Origin of the sequence: Pantoea sp. UYEF8, assembly GCF_040546285.1 — a bacterium.
In the GTDB taxonomy this organism is placed as follows: domain Bacteria; phylum Pseudomonadota; class Gammaproteobacteria; order Enterobacterales; family Enterobacteriaceae; genus Pantoea; species Pantoea brenneri.
On the sequence record NZ_JBEPNM010000027.1, the window covers coordinates 1 to 11,852 of the forward strand.

At 50.5% G+C, this 11,852-nt stretch carries 22 protein-coding genes; 11 read left to right on the forward strand and 11 right to left on the reverse strand.

Translation table 11 applies throughout. From position 1 onward, the window contains the following. Nucleotides 1-44: 44 nt before the first annotated feature. The 10 genes from ABIB18_RS23270 to ABIB18_RS23315 all read right to left on the reverse strand — a co-directional run bounded on the left by ABIB18_RS23270 (nucleotide 45) and on the right by ABIB18_RS23315 (nucleotide 4,860). Nucleotides 45-473, reverse strand: coding sequence for a recombination protein NinB (locus tag ABIB18_RS23270; RefSeq protein WP_354475945.1), 429 nt, complete (start codon nucleotides 471-473; stop codon nucleotides 45-47). After that, entirely contained in the window at nucleotides 448-789 is a 342-nt protein-coding gene (locus tag ABIB18_RS23275; protein WP_354475947.1) for a hypothetical protein, read from the reverse strand. Before ABIB18_RS23275 ends, ABIB18_RS23270 begins: the two co-directional genes overlap by 26 nt. Continuing rightward, nucleotides 786-1,067 carry a phiTE_015 family protein gene (locus ABIB18_RS23280; RefSeq protein WP_354475949.1) on the reverse strand — a complete coding sequence of 94 codons (282 nt, stop codon included), beginning with the start codon at nucleotides 1,065-1,067 and terminating at the stop codon, nucleotides 786-788. The genes ABIB18_RS23275 and ABIB18_RS23280 overlap by 4 nt, the downstream gene beginning before the upstream one ends. After that, the gene (locus tag ABIB18_RS23285; protein ID WP_354475951.1) at nucleotides 1,064-1,255 is read right to left on the reverse strand and encodes a hypothetical protein; all 192 of its coding nucleotides are present in this window, start codon (nucleotides 1,253-1,255) and stop codon (nucleotides 1,064-1,066) included. The genes ABIB18_RS23280 and ABIB18_RS23285 overlap by 4 nt, the downstream gene beginning before the upstream one ends. After that, entirely contained in the window at nucleotides 1,255-2,685 is a 1,431-nt protein-coding gene (locus tag ABIB18_RS23290; protein ID WP_354475953.1) for a DnaB-like helicase C-terminal domain-containing protein, read from the reverse strand. Before ABIB18_RS23290 ends, ABIB18_RS23285 begins: the two co-directional genes overlap by 1 nt. Further along, nucleotides 2,682-3,536, reverse strand: coding sequence for a DNA replication protein (locus tag ABIB18_RS23295; protein ID WP_354475955.1), 855 nt, complete (start codon nucleotides 3,534-3,536; stop codon nucleotides 2,682-2,684). The genes ABIB18_RS23290 and ABIB18_RS23295 overlap by 4 nt, the downstream gene beginning before the upstream one ends. Further along, nucleotides 3,533-3,673, reverse strand: coding sequence for a hypothetical protein (locus ABIB18_RS23300; RefSeq protein WP_354475957.1), 141 nt, complete (start codon nucleotides 3,671-3,673; stop codon nucleotides 3,533-3,535). Before ABIB18_RS23300 ends, ABIB18_RS23295 begins: the two co-directional genes overlap by 4 nt. A gap of 9 nt (nucleotides 3,674-3,682) precedes the next feature. After that, nucleotides 3,683-4,219: a beta clamp domain-containing protein gene (locus tag ABIB18_RS23305; protein ID WP_354475959.1), complete on the reverse strand. Its 537-nt coding sequence runs from the start codon at nucleotides 4,217-4,219 to the stop codon at nucleotides 3,683-3,685. Nucleotides 4,220-4,248: 29 nt separating this feature from the next. Next, nucleotides 4,249-4,524 (reverse strand): CII family transcriptional regulator, encoded by a 276-nt coding sequence (locus tag ABIB18_RS23310; protein WP_354475961.1) that lies wholly within the window; start codon nucleotides 4,522-4,524, stop codon nucleotides 4,249-4,251. A gap of 120 nt (nucleotides 4,525-4,644) precedes the next feature. Then, nucleotides 4,645-4,860 (reverse strand): helix-turn-helix domain-containing protein, encoded by a 216-nt coding sequence (locus tag ABIB18_RS23315; RefSeq protein WP_163637952.1) that lies wholly within the window; start codon nucleotides 4,858-4,860, stop codon nucleotides 4,645-4,647. 102 nt (nucleotides 4,861-4,962) lie between these two features. Here ABIB18_RS23315 and ABIB18_RS23320 point away from each other — a divergent pair, with 102 nt between their 5' ends. From ABIB18_RS23320 to ABIB18_RS23340, 5 genes are all read left to right on the forward strand, one after another. Further along, nucleotides 4,963-5,604 (forward strand): LexA family protein, encoded by a 642-nt coding sequence (locus ABIB18_RS23320; protein ID WP_354475964.1) that lies wholly within the window; start codon nucleotides 4,963-4,965, stop codon nucleotides 5,602-5,604. 347 nt (nucleotides 5,605-5,951) lie between these two features. Next, nucleotides 5,952-6,251, forward strand: coding sequence for a transcriptional antitermination N peptide (locus ABIB18_RS23325; RefSeq protein ID WP_354475966.1), 300 nt, complete (start codon nucleotides 5,952-5,954; stop codon nucleotides 6,249-6,251). A 52-nt stretch (nucleotides 6,252-6,303) separates the two neighbouring features. After that, a complete protein-coding gene (locus ABIB18_RS23330; protein WP_354475968.1) occupies nucleotides 6,304-6,747 on the forward strand; it encodes a hypothetical protein in 444 nt (147 codons plus the stop codon). A 185-nt stretch (nucleotides 6,748-6,932) separates the two neighbouring features. Next, nucleotides 6,933-7,559, forward strand: coding sequence for an Nmad5 family putative nucleotide modification protein (locus ABIB18_RS23335; protein ID WP_354475970.1), 627 nt, complete (start codon nucleotides 6,933-6,935; stop codon nucleotides 7,557-7,559). A gap of 110 nt (nucleotides 7,560-7,669) precedes the next feature. Continuing rightward, nucleotides 7,670-7,939 (forward strand): XkdD/Y8K6 family phage-associated protein, encoded by a 270-nt coding sequence (locus tag ABIB18_RS23340; protein ID WP_312055817.1) that lies wholly within the window; start codon nucleotides 7,670-7,672, stop codon nucleotides 7,937-7,939. Nucleotides 7,940-7,990: 51 nt separating this feature from the next. On the opposite strand, the gene ABIB18_RS23345 is transcribed toward ABIB18_RS23340, so the two are convergent. Continuing rightward, a complete protein-coding gene (locus ABIB18_RS23345) occupies nucleotides 7,991-8,533 on the reverse strand; it encodes a hypothetical protein (protein ID WP_159223502.1) in 543 nt (180 codons plus the stop codon). An 80-nt stretch (nucleotides 8,534-8,613) separates the two neighbouring features. Here ABIB18_RS23345 and ABIB18_RS23350 point away from each other — a divergent pair, with 80 nt between their 5' ends. The 6 genes from ABIB18_RS23350 to ABIB18_RS23375 all read left to right on the forward strand — a co-directional run bounded on the left by ABIB18_RS23350 (nucleotide 8,614) and on the right by ABIB18_RS23375 (nucleotide 11,706). Then, nucleotides 8,614-8,745: a hypothetical protein gene (locus ABIB18_RS23350; RefSeq protein ID WP_256377449.1), complete on the forward strand. Its 132-nt coding sequence runs from the start codon at nucleotides 8,614-8,616 to the stop codon at nucleotides 8,743-8,745. Between the two features lie 106 nt (nucleotides 8,746-8,851). Continuing rightward, nucleotides 8,852-9,163: a hypothetical protein gene (locus ABIB18_RS23355; protein ID WP_312055816.1), complete on the forward strand. Its 312-nt coding sequence runs from the start codon at nucleotides 8,852-8,854 to the stop codon at nucleotides 9,161-9,163. Next, complete coding sequence (locus ABIB18_RS23360) at nucleotides 9,163-9,981, forward strand: PD-(D/E)XK nuclease-like domain-containing protein (RefSeq protein WP_354475973.1); 819 nt, start codon at nucleotides 9,163-9,165, stop codon at nucleotides 9,979-9,981. The genes ABIB18_RS23355 and ABIB18_RS23360 overlap by 1 nt, the downstream gene beginning before the upstream one ends. Then, nucleotides 9,978-10,880, forward strand: coding sequence for a RecT family recombinase (locus ABIB18_RS23365; RefSeq protein ID WP_312055814.1), 903 nt, complete (start codon nucleotides 9,978-9,980; stop codon nucleotides 10,878-10,880). The genes ABIB18_RS23360 and ABIB18_RS23365 overlap by 4 nt, the downstream gene beginning before the upstream one ends. 11 nt (nucleotides 10,881-10,891) lie before the next feature. Continuing rightward, nucleotides 10,892-11,122: a hypothetical protein gene (locus ABIB18_RS23370; protein ID WP_312055813.1), complete on the forward strand. Its 231-nt coding sequence runs from the start codon at nucleotides 10,892-10,894 to the stop codon at nucleotides 11,120-11,122. Between the two features lie 164 nt (nucleotides 11,123-11,286). After that, entirely contained in the window at nucleotides 11,287-11,706 is a 420-nt protein-coding gene (locus ABIB18_RS23375; RefSeq protein ID WP_312055812.1) for a hypothetical protein, read from the forward strand. The last annotated feature ends 146 nt before the right edge of the window (nucleotides 11,707-11,852 follow it).

Here is an 11,852-nt window from a genome sequence, read left to right on the forward strand (position 1 = left end):
CAGCCTCTTCGATAGCTGCGCCAATATCAGTAAAGGGGGTCATGTTATTTTCCGAAGCGGTTAGCCCACTCAGCCGCACGCGCTGACTCGTCGCTAAACCTGACGTTCTGCTCGGCGCCGAAGGCATGGATTAAGGTGATTAAATCTCGCATCTCACTGACGCGCATTTTGCTTGTTGACTGGCCCAGTACCACAAAGCCGCCATTGATACCCGGTACCGTCTCCTGTCCTTTCAGGCTGGCGCTGAAAATATGCTTCCAGCTCTCTGAGTCGAGTTTCTTCCCGTACCACACCACCTGGCTCGATACGTCATGCAGGCAGGCCCAAAGCATGCGGTTTTGCGCAAGGCTTCTGGTATCTTCCTGGATGGTTACCTGCAGAGGTTTGTCGGGACTGGCTGGAAGTTGCTGGATGGCGCTGATGCAGTTCTGTCTGATGTTGTCGCTCCTAAGCAGGAACGTTGCCTTCTCCATCGTCTTGCTCCTCTCTCAAGGCCTCGAAGTTATACCCACCATTCCTGTTTATTTGCTCCTGAAGTTCACTGATGCTCTCTTTGAGGCTGAACTTCTCTCTGAATTTCTCTTCGATTACATAGTCAGGAGTGCTGATTAAATCCGGCCCATGCCTGTCTCGCTTTAATGCGTCGCTAAGGGTTTTGCGAATCATGGCCGGCAGTGACTGTAAATCACCGTACTTCCTCGCCATGCGTGCAAGGTCTAAAGCCAGAATGTCCAGTTCAGCGTCTGATATGACGTGCTCAGAGCGTTTTAAGGGGATTACGTTGTTCATGATTTCACCTTGATTCCGTTAACAGCCAATCTGGCGTTCATCTTTTCATGCGAGATGGCAGGCCCGATTTCGGTAGTGATAACTGAGGGTGGCATTACAATCTCAATGGCTTCGCGTGATGCCTGCCATGCGAACCAGTACCCGTTAATCTCTGGTCCGGTTTTGTAGTGGGTATCGTTCACTCTTTTGTTCTTAACCCACTCAACAGTCTGCCCCGCATATTCAGCGAACCATTCTTCAAACTGCTCTCTGCATTTCTCAGCGGTTAGCTTGTTCATTGGTGACCTCCAGGAATAAGAGCCATTACCCATACCACCACTACCAGTACAAGAATCATTCGGGTGATGTAGGGCAGGCCCAGCATTTTGAAGCCGTTTTGCCAGGTGATGAACGACATGATTCCAACAAAAGCGGGGAAGCCCACTATCACGCCAATTGTTGCAATTAAAACTTTATGTATTTCCATCAAAAGCCTCCCCGTTTCTGCCCTTTTCCCGGCTGCTGGCGTGAATCGCGCTCGGTGCGCGCCGCGGCCTGGTCCATATCATGAATTGCGCCGTTATGCTGAAGACAGAAAACCGTACCGGTTGGCCCGTGGCGGTTCAGTCGCAGAAGCAGCTCTGTTTCACCGGCCGGCACGTTCTCATCGAAAGCGCCTTCGCGGTGAATGCCTACCCAGTAATCACAGTCCTGCTCAATCTGCCCTGTGTCGCGTGAGTCGCTCGGTAACGGTCGTTTGTTAACGCGTTTCTCCAGCTCACGGTTCAGCTGAGTAAGCAGCACGACAACGCAGTCCAGCTCTTTGGCGAGGTTCTTGAGTCCTTTGGTGATCATCCCGTAAGCCAGGTCGTTTCGGTCTGCTTTCTCGGCAGTCATCAGGGTCAGGTAATCGACAAGAATCATTCCGACGCAGCCCTTCTGGCGCTTAACCTTACGGGCCTCAGCGACAATATGAGCCAGTGACATCCCTGGGGTGTCGTCGATAAACAGCAGCTCCTGCTCACGCATCCTGTTGGCCGTTTCGGTGGCTCGGGTGAAATCAGCGTCATAGTCGCCCTGATACTCATCGTCAGCGTCATCAGTGGCCGGCATGTAGAAAATGCTCGGGTTGATGCCGGACTTCTGCCCTACCAGCTTTTCCAGAATCTGGTCAGCGGGCATCTCCAGGCTGAACATCAGAGCGGGCTTCTGCTCACGAATGGCGCAGTTGATTGCCATCTGGCTGTAGAGCGTGGTTTTACCCATCTTCGGACGTGCGCCGATGACGAACAGCGAGCCCTTAACCAGTCCTTTCGGCGCCAGCATCCGGTCTAGCGAGGAAATGCCGGTGCTCATGCCACGCTGCTCACCCTGCGGATCGAAGCGTTTTTCGAGGTCAGTCACCCAGTCATCCATCACATCACCGAAAGAACGCAATCCGCGGCGCTTGCCGGTTTTGGCGTAGTCGCTGATTTGCGTGGTGAGCATGGTGATCGACTCAAGTTTCTCGACGGCCGTCATGCTGTTGCGGCTGTAGAGCAGTTCCGTGGCTTCGTTCAGCTTGCTGATGGCGTAACGCTCCATCGCCTTGTCGCGCACCACGGAGGCGTAAGCAACCAGGTTGGCAACCGATGGGGTGTTCTTGGTCATTTCAGCGAGGTAAGCAAAGCCGCCGTACTGTTTGCCGCCGGCGTCCAGCTCATCAGCCAGCGTGAGCGGGTCGATTGGCTTGTTGCGGGTCAGCAGGTCGCGGATGGTGCTGAAGATTATCGCGTGTGAAGCGTTGAAGAAACTCTCCGGCTTCAGCATCGCCATGACCTTCTGTGTGCGGTCATCGCCGCCGTCCAGCATCAGTCCGCCGATTACTGCCTGCTCTGCGTCAGAACTGTGGGGTGCCATCAGGATTGATTCACTCACAGGCTTCCCTCCCTGGTCTTGGTCAGTGTGTCGCTGCTCAACAGGTAATCGAACGACGCCCGCCATCCCCGGCTGTTATCGCCAAAGTAAAACGGGTTCGCGGTGTTCATGAAGGCGTGAAAGTAATTGCTCGCAGCTTCAACGGTGGGCTCTTTCAGCTCGCCAAGCAGTCGCTTGATTGCGGTCCGGCGTTTTGGGTTGAGCTTTTCAGCATTGGGTAACCTGCTGCCTGCTGCTTCGTTGTATGCGTCAAGCACAGCCTGATAGGGAACTGAAGACGCTTTTTTGCGAGGTGATTCGTCATCGTCAGATGACATATCATTATCGTTAGATAATGATTTATTAGTTATATTGTTAGCTGTGGGAATCTTCTGGGAATCTTCTGGGACAATCACCTCTGGAAGCCGCGCCACATTTGCCTTTGGTCTGGTAATCTTCTGGGAATCTTCTGGGACAATTTCGCCCTGATATTCAGCGTATTTTGAGATGGTAATTACGGTGAATTTTCCCGGCGAAGCTGTCTCGATCATGCCCAGCTTTTTGAACTTTTTCAGCAGGTACTGAATGCGGTTTGGTGCGATTCCGGTATCCATTGCCAGTGTGTTCCGGCCTGTGATGAACTGACCACGCTGCAGCTGGATAACTCCGTATTCCGTCTTCACGGCAGTCTCTGTGTAGTTAGCTGACATAATCAGGTGAACCCACAGATGAACAGCCTGAGAATCCTTTCTGTAGAACTCTGTCTCCTGTATTTTTCTGTGCAGCAAGGTAAACCCCTTACCGACCTCTTTCGGCGTTTGCTGAGGCGCTCTGGCCTCTCTTGCTCTGGCTAAACTTGATACGTTGCTCATTGCCCTTTCTCCTTCGCCTTGTGTTCTTCCAGCATCTGCCTCAACTTCTCAGCCACCTTCGGATTGAACGCTTTGCAGAATTCGACACGGGCAATGTTTTTATGTGATCCGGTATGGCGATAGGATTGCTTTTGCATGCCTGCCCCCTACAGCCGCATTGGCATGATCACCAGCGTTCCGTTACCGAATGCGCTGTTGAACTCAACGATGGAAGCCGCAGTGTTGCCATTTGGCTTAATTTTGATGCCGCAGAATTTTGGGTTATAGAGCTTTGCCGCCTTCTCAATGTCAGCCAGGTAACCGGCGTTAAATCCGATCTCATCGGTTGGGGTGCTTTTGAACGTAGAGATGACACGCTGAATGTCTGGGAATCGACCATCAATCACTTCGCATATACCAGCACCAACGCGAGTACCATGCTCATCAAGGTAAGTCACTAATCCGCTATCAGTGTCGATCTCCGCCTTCTCAAAGTTGGTGACCTTTGCTCCTTTGATAGCAATGATGACGTTTTCAGTGAGGTCGGCGTTATCGTGCTCGCCAATAAATGCGCGGTGACCATCGGTGGAGTAGAGCTTTTTATCTGGCGCGAAGCAGATGCCGTTAAGGTAATACCGAACATCTTTTTTGGCCTGGAAAATCATTGCACTCAGTAACGCTGCTTTGCTCAAAGTCAGGATCATGGTATTATTCCTATCAGTTGTTAGAAGTATCAGGCGCTGAATGTTCCCGCATTCGGCGCTTTTTCTTTGGTGAGAATGCTCGCCACCTGCCGGGCTAAATGAGCCATCTCGTCATCCACGACGCCCCATTCCAGCACTGCAAGCAGCATTGAGAACTTAGGGAGCCAGTCGCGTTTCCAGCGGCTTATCTGCGCCTTATCGACACCAACAGCAGCGGCTGTTTTCTCAGTGCCAATCAGAGAGATCTTGTTGAGTAAGGCGCTTTCGATTTTCAGCGCCTCGTTGCGTTTGTTTGCGTGATCCATTTCGTAGAATTCCTTTGTTGAATAAGTAAATGCGCGACGGCCATGTGGCAGTCACGTGCGAATCATATTTTTTGATTACTGCCCTTCTTCAGGGCGGAGATGTTTAAGAGCGGGTATTGCTTAAGCTGCTGTCTTTCTTGGCGGGAACAGACCATCAAGAGTGGTCTTGCTACCTAACTTATTTAACGCCTTCACCAGGCGACGGCATGACTCTAAATCTGGTGCTCTGATTCCCGTCTCGTAGTTAGCTAGTCGGGACTGATTCCAGCCACAAACGCTGGCGAGCACTGATTGAGTGATGCCAAGCTTTTTCCGTTCGTTGGCAATGTTGTTCATGGTTTGTCCTTAATGGGTCACTCCTCACCTATTAAACACAATTCGTGATTCATTTTCAACACAAATCGTGAAAAGCCTTTTAACACGGAATGTGATAGAAATATGCGCATGAAAAGAGATGAAGATATTGCCGCGCGAATTAAGCGCTTACGTGAAGCTAGGGGTCTATCTCAGAAGGCTCTGGCGGAGCTATGCGGATGGGCTTCCCAGTCTCGGATAGGCAACTATGAAGCTCGGGTGAGAAGTGTTAGCGTTGATGATGCGGAGGTGATCGCAAAGGCTTTGGGTGTAACTCCGGCTGAGCTGCTGTTCGGAGATTATTATGAAGGACCATATCAGCCAGGGGAGAAATATCCATTGATAAGCTGGGTAAGCGCAGGAGCATGGAAAGAGGCATTAGAGCCTTACAATTTGCAGCAGGTTTCTGAGTGGTACGAATCAGAGGCACGCGTAGAGGGTGATGGATTCTGGCTTCGCGTGCATGGGGACTCCATGACTGCCGCGGCTGGAATGAGTATCCCGGAAGGTACGCTCGTTCTTTTTGACACAGGTAGAGAGCCTAAGAATGGCAGCCTTGTTATAGCAAAGCTTGTTGATGCCAATGAAGCGACCTTCAAAAAGCTGATCATTGATGGTGGGCAGAAATACCTTAAGGGACTTAACCCGGCCTATCCACTTATCCCCATTGATGGCAACTGCCGGATCATCGGTGTGGCCGTGCAGACCATGATGAATCTCGTCTAGCTACCCCCGCGAAAACCTCACAAACCCGCTTCGGCGGGTTTTTTATTGCCTTCAAAAAATATATTCCCTTCAAATTCAATAACAACACGATATGTGTTCAATATTAATCACATTACGTGTTGACTACATAAACACAATCTGTGATTATAAATCCCATCAGCAAGACGCTGAGGCAGTAAAGGGAAACGGAACTGATTCCCGGGCTCATTAAAATCAGGCGCTGAAAAAGCGCAAACATTCAAAGCAGCAAGCTTTGGGGTGGTGTGAATTGCAGCGTGAAAAAGCGCAACTGCGGAGATCAGCATCGCAGCACCTCACCGCCAAAGCTAACTGACAGGAGAATGACCATGAATGCACAAGAGAAACGCCGTGCAGCTCGCGCAGAGAAACAATCAGCGTGGAAGCTAGCCAACCCCCTGTTGGTAGGCGTGAAAGCAAAACCTGATTGCCGCCCTATCCTCACGTTAAATCGTAAACCAGTTGACCGCGTGGTTAAGGCTGTCGAGACAGAAACCGAATATCACAAACAGATTCTGGCCGGCGCATCGAAGTATCTCGGTGGAGACATCGAAGGATCAATTTGCCTTCCTGATGTTGCCATCTATCACGCCGGATATCGCAAGTCAGAAAGCATTACCGCACGATAGTTTTGCCAACTTCTGCCGATTAATAAACAGACAATTACAGGGAGGGGCAAAATTGAAAAGCACGATGACTTACACAGCAATGCGGGTTAAGCAGTTCGGTTTCACTCCAGCAGTTGAAGTGCAGTGCGTTGACAGCAGAAGCAAACAAAATACTGATTGTTTACTGCTGTTCAAAACTCTGGATGATGTGATTTTCCTCGGCGCTGATAACTTTCATCCACTGATTAAAGCGGAGATGAAAGAGGTCGCGATAGAAGCGCTCGGTGTTGGCAAAGGAAAGCTTCAGCTCGAAGCAAAGCAGCGTGTCAGTGAGCTGGAAAGCAGTCGAATCAGGCAGGCAAGCATCGCAAGGCAATTCAGGGATGCAGTAGCCGCCTGGTCACAAGATATCTCAGGCCTTAGCCTTGATGTGCAGAACGGACTGGATGTGCCAACGGTTAAGTCCCGATTAATGGCGCTAGTCAGTAGCATGGAGAGGCTAAAGCCTAACAAATAACAACAACCCGCTCCGGCGGGTTTTTTATTGCCTGCACCAGAGAGTAGAGAAGGCCTGCATCTCCCCTTCTCTGCGTGACAGGCATGAGAGCACATCGGTATGTCTGCCGGAGATTGCAATATTCAACGCGGGATACCGCACCGTCCGGAAGGACGTAACACACATCATTAAGTGAGGGATTTAATATGTCATCAGTACGCTTAACTACCGTCATCCGTGAGCAGATTGCCAAAAACGCACTTGCTAAGTCAGGCGTTACAGCTGAGCTGGCAGCACTTCAAACGCAGCGCAATGAGGCTGCTCGGGCTGCGCGAATCCACGCATTTGGTGGCGAGAAGAAAGCCCAGGAAATTGACTCTCTGTTTGCCAAGATGACAAATATCGAGAAGAAAATTCAGGAGCTCGGTGCGAGCACCTACGTTTCTTCCGGGCGCAGTGGAACTATCAACATCGCAATCGGCGGGCGCCGTCTTGGTTGGGTAAGTTATGGCGTTGATGATAAAGGTGAAGATATTTATTTGGTTACGCCGAATCGCGATCAATGTCTGTTTGCGGCTGACCATGAAATCACAAAGCGGTTTGATGAAATCTTTGCTGCTGAGGCGAAGGCAGAAAAACGCAAAGAGGAAATCGAAAAGACAGTATGGGCCGCGCTTAATTCTGTTTCGACCATCAAGCGCCTGGTTGAAGTCTGGCCGGAAAGCCAAGAGCTGATACCTGAAAACGTCGATAGCGTCAGAGCCTCGTTACCTGCGCTTAAGGTTGAAGACCTTAACAAGATGATCGGACTACCAACCACTGAGGCTGCCTAACCCGCAGCCTTTTTTATTGGAGGCTCCATGATAAGCACTGGCAATTACATATTCATTTGGTTGGTGACTGGCGTGTTGATGGGGATGGGGTTTATAGCAGGAGGTTGAAGATGAGTGAGTTTAAGGGGACGCCCGGGCCGTGGTTCTGGGAAAGCGATGTTCTATGCAATGTAGATTTCATTGTTGGCGGAAAGCATCACCAATTCAACCATAGAAATAGGGATTTGATAGCCGCAGCGCCTGAGCTGCTTGAGGCGCTTCAGGATGCAGAAAAGGCATTATTTGCAGCGCTAGATAATGCCTTTGGTGAAGAGATGGCTAATGGCAATCGAGAACTAATTCAGGCGCGTGCAGCCATTGCCAAGGCATTGGGCCAGTAACCACTGAACAGGAGAGATGAGATGAAAAAGGGGCTTTCGCCCCCATGTCGACTACTCAGCATCTTTTTTAACGATGCTTAACCAGTTGTCTTTATCTTTACAGTCATCTTCAACCCTGATTAGGCGTCTATAACCATTTTCGACATCGTTGGCATAAGCGAAGAGAAAGCAAAGTTCCTTATTTTCGCCTTCGCTTCTGTTCTTCCATTTCGTATCAACTTTATAAGCATTATATGGAAGTGAGTTGCCTTTAAAATTTGTTTTTCCGCTCCAGATATTTTCCACAGCAATATTTTTTAACTCATAACCAAAAGATTCATGAGCAACTCTTATTGCGCCAAGGCTTATAATCGGGTCCCGATCATCAGTAAGCTCATGCTTTATAAAAACCTTTGTTTCATCCACATACAAATCACCTTGCCATACACTTTTTGCACAATAGTATGCAAGGTAACCAGGCCAAACAGTAAGTACGCCCCAAAATAAAACCATTAATTTTTTGTTTTTATCTTCTGATTTAAATTTACCCCATGCAAACAATGCAATAAACAGAAAGATAAAAAAACCAACAACGTTATATAAGTAAAAGCTCATTTATTCACTCCATGTATTTAATCCCCCCAGTTATCGGCAGCATATAACAATACTTTAATCAATAACTTAGGAATCCCACGATGAATCTTGCAATCGCGGGCGGCGCCATCGTGGGCGTCTGCCAGCTAAATAACGAACCAAAGCGCAACCCACTCATTGACCTGCTTATCCGCATTGCCAAAACACTCTGTGAAAAAGGTAACCCACTATGAAATCACGCTACTTCATGAAAGCCCAGGAGCTTTCAAGAGAAGCCCATCTGTTTGGTGACCGTGCCAAGTGGGCGATGGCGATGCAGTTACTGCGGAGGGCTTTGCAATGAGACTGAACAGAACAGCCCGGCATGAGGTGCAGGATATCGCCGATAACCTGCCGGAGAGCGAACTTGAGTTCATCGCAGCTGAAGTTGATGCACGAATGAACCAGCACAAGACAAACCCGTTAATGCCTGCCCTGTGCGCCTTCCTGACGCGGCATTACGACTACCCAGCCATAGAGATGTTCGACGAAGACGACGAGCAGCACGAAGCGGCTGAGGCGTTTTTACGTGATGCAATGATTAAGGCTGCGCGTCGTGACGTGGCGATCGGGATTTACCGCAACAAGCATGGAAATCAGGAGGCGGCGTAATGCAGCCGGGCATCTATTACGACATCAGCAACGAGGATTATCACCGCGGTGCTGGCATCAGCAAATCGCAGCTGGACGACATTGCTATCAACCCGGCCATCTTCCAGTGGCGCAAAGAAGCGCCGGAAGACGATGAGAGGAAGGCGGCGCTGGACATGGGAACGGCGCTGCACTGCCTCCTGCTGGAGCCTGAAGAGTTCGATAAGCGGTTCATCATTGCTCCGGCATTCAACCGGCGAACCAATGAAGGCAAGGCCGATGAGCAGCGGTTCCTTAAAGACTGCGAAAGCACTGGAATGACGGTCATGGATGCCGAGCAGGGCCGGAAACTGCAACTGATGCGTGCCAGCGCCCTCGCCCATCCGGCGGCACGCTGGCTGCTTGAAGCTGAAGGTCATCAGGAAGCGTCAATCTACTGGAATGACGATCAGACAGGCGAACTTTGCCGTATCCGTCCGGACAAGTTCCTGTCGGGCCAGCCCGTTATTGTCGACGTGAAGAAAGTAGCTGATATGTCGCGCTTCGCCCGGCACGTTGAAGAGTTCCGATATCACGTTCAGGACGCTTATTACCGAGAAGGATTCAGTAAACACTTCGGTGAATATCCACTTTTCGTTTTCATCGCAGTCAGCGAGGCGATCGACTGCGGCCGATACCCGGTGCGCACCTTCCAGTTGCAGGAGGACGATGTTTCCGTGGGCTACGACCTGTTCCGCCGCAACCTTGATACCTATCACGAATGTATGCTGTCCGGTAACTGGGGCGGCATCGAAGAAATTACACGCCCGGACTGGGCCAAGAGAAAGGATTACGCATGAGTAACGAAATCATCACCGCGCCGGTCAATGAGGCCGATACCAAAGCGGCCATCTTCAGCCCGAGCGGATTGCAGAAGCTGCAGGCTTTTGCGGAAGTCATGGCACAGGGCAAGGCAACTGTTCCTGCTCACCTGTCCGGAAAGCCCGCTGACTGTCTGGCGATCGCATTACAGGCCGCTCAGTGGGGCATGAATCCTTACGCTGTGGCACAGAAAACTCATCTGGTAAACGGAACGCTGGGTTATGAGGCTCAGCTGGTTAACGCGGTAATTACCAGCTCTACAGCCGTACAGGGTCGCTTCAAGTACGAATACGGCGGCGACTGGGAGAAGTTCAAGCCGGGCGCAGCCAATGCATCGAATGAGCGCGGCCTGTCCGTTCGTGTCGGCGCAGTGCTGAAAGGTGAAACGGAAATCACGTGGGGTGAGCCGCTTTATATGGAATACGTCACCACGCGCAATTCCCCACTCTGGAAGACAGCTCCCAAACAGCAGCTGGCATACCTGGCTGTTAAGTACTGGGCGCGCCTGTACTGCCCTGACGTGATTCTCGGCGTTTACACGCCGGACGAGTTTGAGCCGGCGCAGCGCTCAGAACGTGATGTGACACCAGCACGCAGCCGTGCTGACCTGAACAACCTGATTAACAGCAAGCCTGAAACGCAGCAGCCAGAGCGAGAAATTAACCCGGCGACGAATACCAGTGCGGCAGCGCGCACGCCGGATGAGCTGCTTGCCGATTTCACCGAAGCGTCTGCCAATGCCGATTCCGTTTCAAGCCTCGATCGCTTCTACAAGTACGCAGCACGCATGCTGGCAAGCGAGGCTGAAACGCTCGAAAAGGCGACCAATGTTTACCTTCTCCGTAAGGCAGAAATTGAAGAGGCACTCAGCAAATAACAGGAGACAACATGGAATCACCTGAATACCGGCGTCGCGGCAATCAGTTAACTCTTGGCCGCCGCTGGTCACCCGATGAGATAGGTCTTCTGAAAGAACTCGCAGCAACCATCCCACCCAAACTTATAGCCCGACAGCTCAACCGCTCATACGAATCCGTTCGCCAGCGAGCCAGTCGCAGCCGGATACGTTTTCTGGAAGAGCGCAGCAAAGCCAACGATGGCACTAAGCCAAATTTATGACACAAATATACTGTACATATAAACAGTATTTAGCTTTCAAATTTCTTTGCTAAAGCGTAATGTGGCTATGTAAGGCAAGAACATAACCTACTGACGGTAAATGATTTTAATTGCTATGGGCCAGTAGAAATCAATTTAGTAATTTCACCGAAAAGGAATCAACTATGGCTGACACAACTCAATTAGCACAACAGGCTATCGATAGCGTAAACCAGCTGAAGGAACTGGCTGATCAGGCGGGACAAAACCAGGCGGCGTATGAAGAGCTGTATGAGGAAAATACACGCCTGAATTCCGAGGTAGATTCACTGAAAGAAAATCTTTCGGACCTGAGTGAGGTTTTCCACCAGAAAGTCATCGAAGAAGACGATTACCTCAGTTATGCGGAGGACATGCTGAAAGATATCAGCAACATGATCGACAATGGTGAGCTTAGCCCTCTTTCGATTGAAAAAGCAGAAACGCTACGCTTAACCCTGCAGGTTGTTGCATCCATCCGAACCAGCAATCAAAATAACGACCCCCGCCGTCCGGGCGATTCGCCTAAGCGGACGCTGCGTCAGGTTGCCGGTTACGATGACTGATCTGATTAAAACCTTTAAGCCGCCTACGGGCGGTTTTTTGTTGCCTGCTACCTAACTATTTTCGCCGCGGCATTTAGCCTGACAGCGGCATAAGGGGTAAGAGAATGAGTGAAGTGAAATACGCCATTGCAATATTGAAGGAAAAA

What these genes read in the sequence shown, in the direction of transcription:
- ABIB18_RS23270 (WP_354475945.1), bottom strand. Translation starts at nt 473, where the DNA reads ATGGAGAAGGCAACGTTCCTGCTTAGGAGCGACAACATCAGACAGAAC.
- ABIB18_RS23275 (WP_354475947.1), bottom strand. Translation starts at nt 789, where the DNA reads ATGAACAACGTAATCCCCTTAAAACGCTCTGAGCACGTCATATCAGAC.
- ABIB18_RS23280 (WP_354475949.1), bottom strand. Translation starts at nt 1,067, where the DNA reads ATGAACAAGCTAACCGCTGAGAAATGCAGAGAGCAGTTTGAAGAATGG.
- ABIB18_RS23285 (WP_354475951.1), bottom strand. Translation starts at nt 1,255, where the DNA reads ATGGAAATACATAAAGTTTTAATTGCAACAATTGGCGTGATAGTGGGC.
- ABIB18_RS23295 (WP_354475955.1), bottom strand. Translation starts at nt 3,536, where the DNA reads ATGAGCAACGTATCAAGTTTAGCCAGAGCAAGAGAGGCCAGAGCGCCT.
- ABIB18_RS23300 (WP_354475957.1), bottom strand. Translation starts at nt 3,673, where the DNA reads ATGCAAAAGCAATCCTATCGCCATACCGGATCACATAAAAACATTGCC.
- ABIB18_RS23305 (WP_354475959.1), bottom strand. Translation starts at nt 4,219, where the DNA reads ATGATCCTGACTTTGAGCAAAGCAGCGTTACTGAGTGCAATGATTTTC.
- ABIB18_RS23310 (WP_354475961.1), bottom strand. Translation starts at nt 4,524, where the DNA reads ATGGATCACGCAAACAAACGCAACGAGGCGCTGAAAATCGAAAGCGCC.
- ABIB18_RS23315 (WP_163637952.1), bottom strand. Translation starts at nt 4,860, where the DNA reads ATGAACAACATTGCCAACGAACGGAAAAAGCTTGGCATCACTCAATCA.
- ABIB18_RS23320 (WP_354475964.1), top strand. Translation starts at nt 4,963, where the DNA reads ATGCGCATGAAAAGAGATGAAGATATTGCCGCGCGAATTAAGCGCTTA.
- ABIB18_RS23325 (WP_354475966.1), top strand. Translation starts at nt 5,952, where the DNA reads ATGAATGCACAAGAGAAACGCCGTGCAGCTCGCGCAGAGAAACAATCA.
- ABIB18_RS23335 (WP_354475970.1), top strand. Translation starts at nt 6,933, where the DNA reads ATGTCATCAGTACGCTTAACTACCGTCATCCGTGAGCAGATTGCCAAA.
- ABIB18_RS23340 (WP_312055817.1), top strand. Translation starts at nt 7,670, where the DNA reads ATGAGTGAGTTTAAGGGGACGCCCGGGCCGTGGTTCTGGGAAAGCGAT.
- ABIB18_RS23345 (WP_159223502.1), bottom strand. Translation starts at nt 8,533, where the DNA reads ATGAGCTTTTACTTATATAACGTTGTTGGTTTTTTTATCTTTCTGTTT.
- ABIB18_RS23350 (WP_256377449.1), top strand. Translation starts at nt 8,614, where the DNA reads ATGAATCTTGCAATCGCGGGCGGCGCCATCGTGGGCGTCTGCCAGCTA.
- ABIB18_RS23355 (WP_312055816.1), top strand. Translation starts at nt 8,852, where the DNA reads ATGAGACTGAACAGAACAGCCCGGCATGAGGTGCAGGATATCGCCGAT.
- ABIB18_RS23360 (WP_354475973.1), top strand. Translation starts at nt 9,163, where the DNA reads ATGCAGCCGGGCATCTATTACGACATCAGCAACGAGGATTATCACCGC.
- ABIB18_RS23365 (WP_312055814.1), top strand. Translation starts at nt 9,978, where the DNA reads ATGAGTAACGAAATCATCACCGCGCCGGTCAATGAGGCCGATACCAAA.
- ABIB18_RS23370 (WP_312055813.1), top strand. Translation starts at nt 10,892, where the DNA reads ATGGAATCACCTGAATACCGGCGTCGCGGCAATCAGTTAACTCTTGGC.
- ABIB18_RS23375 (WP_312055812.1), top strand. Translation starts at nt 11,287, where the DNA reads ATGGCTGACACAACTCAATTAGCACAACAGGCTATCGATAGCGTAAAC.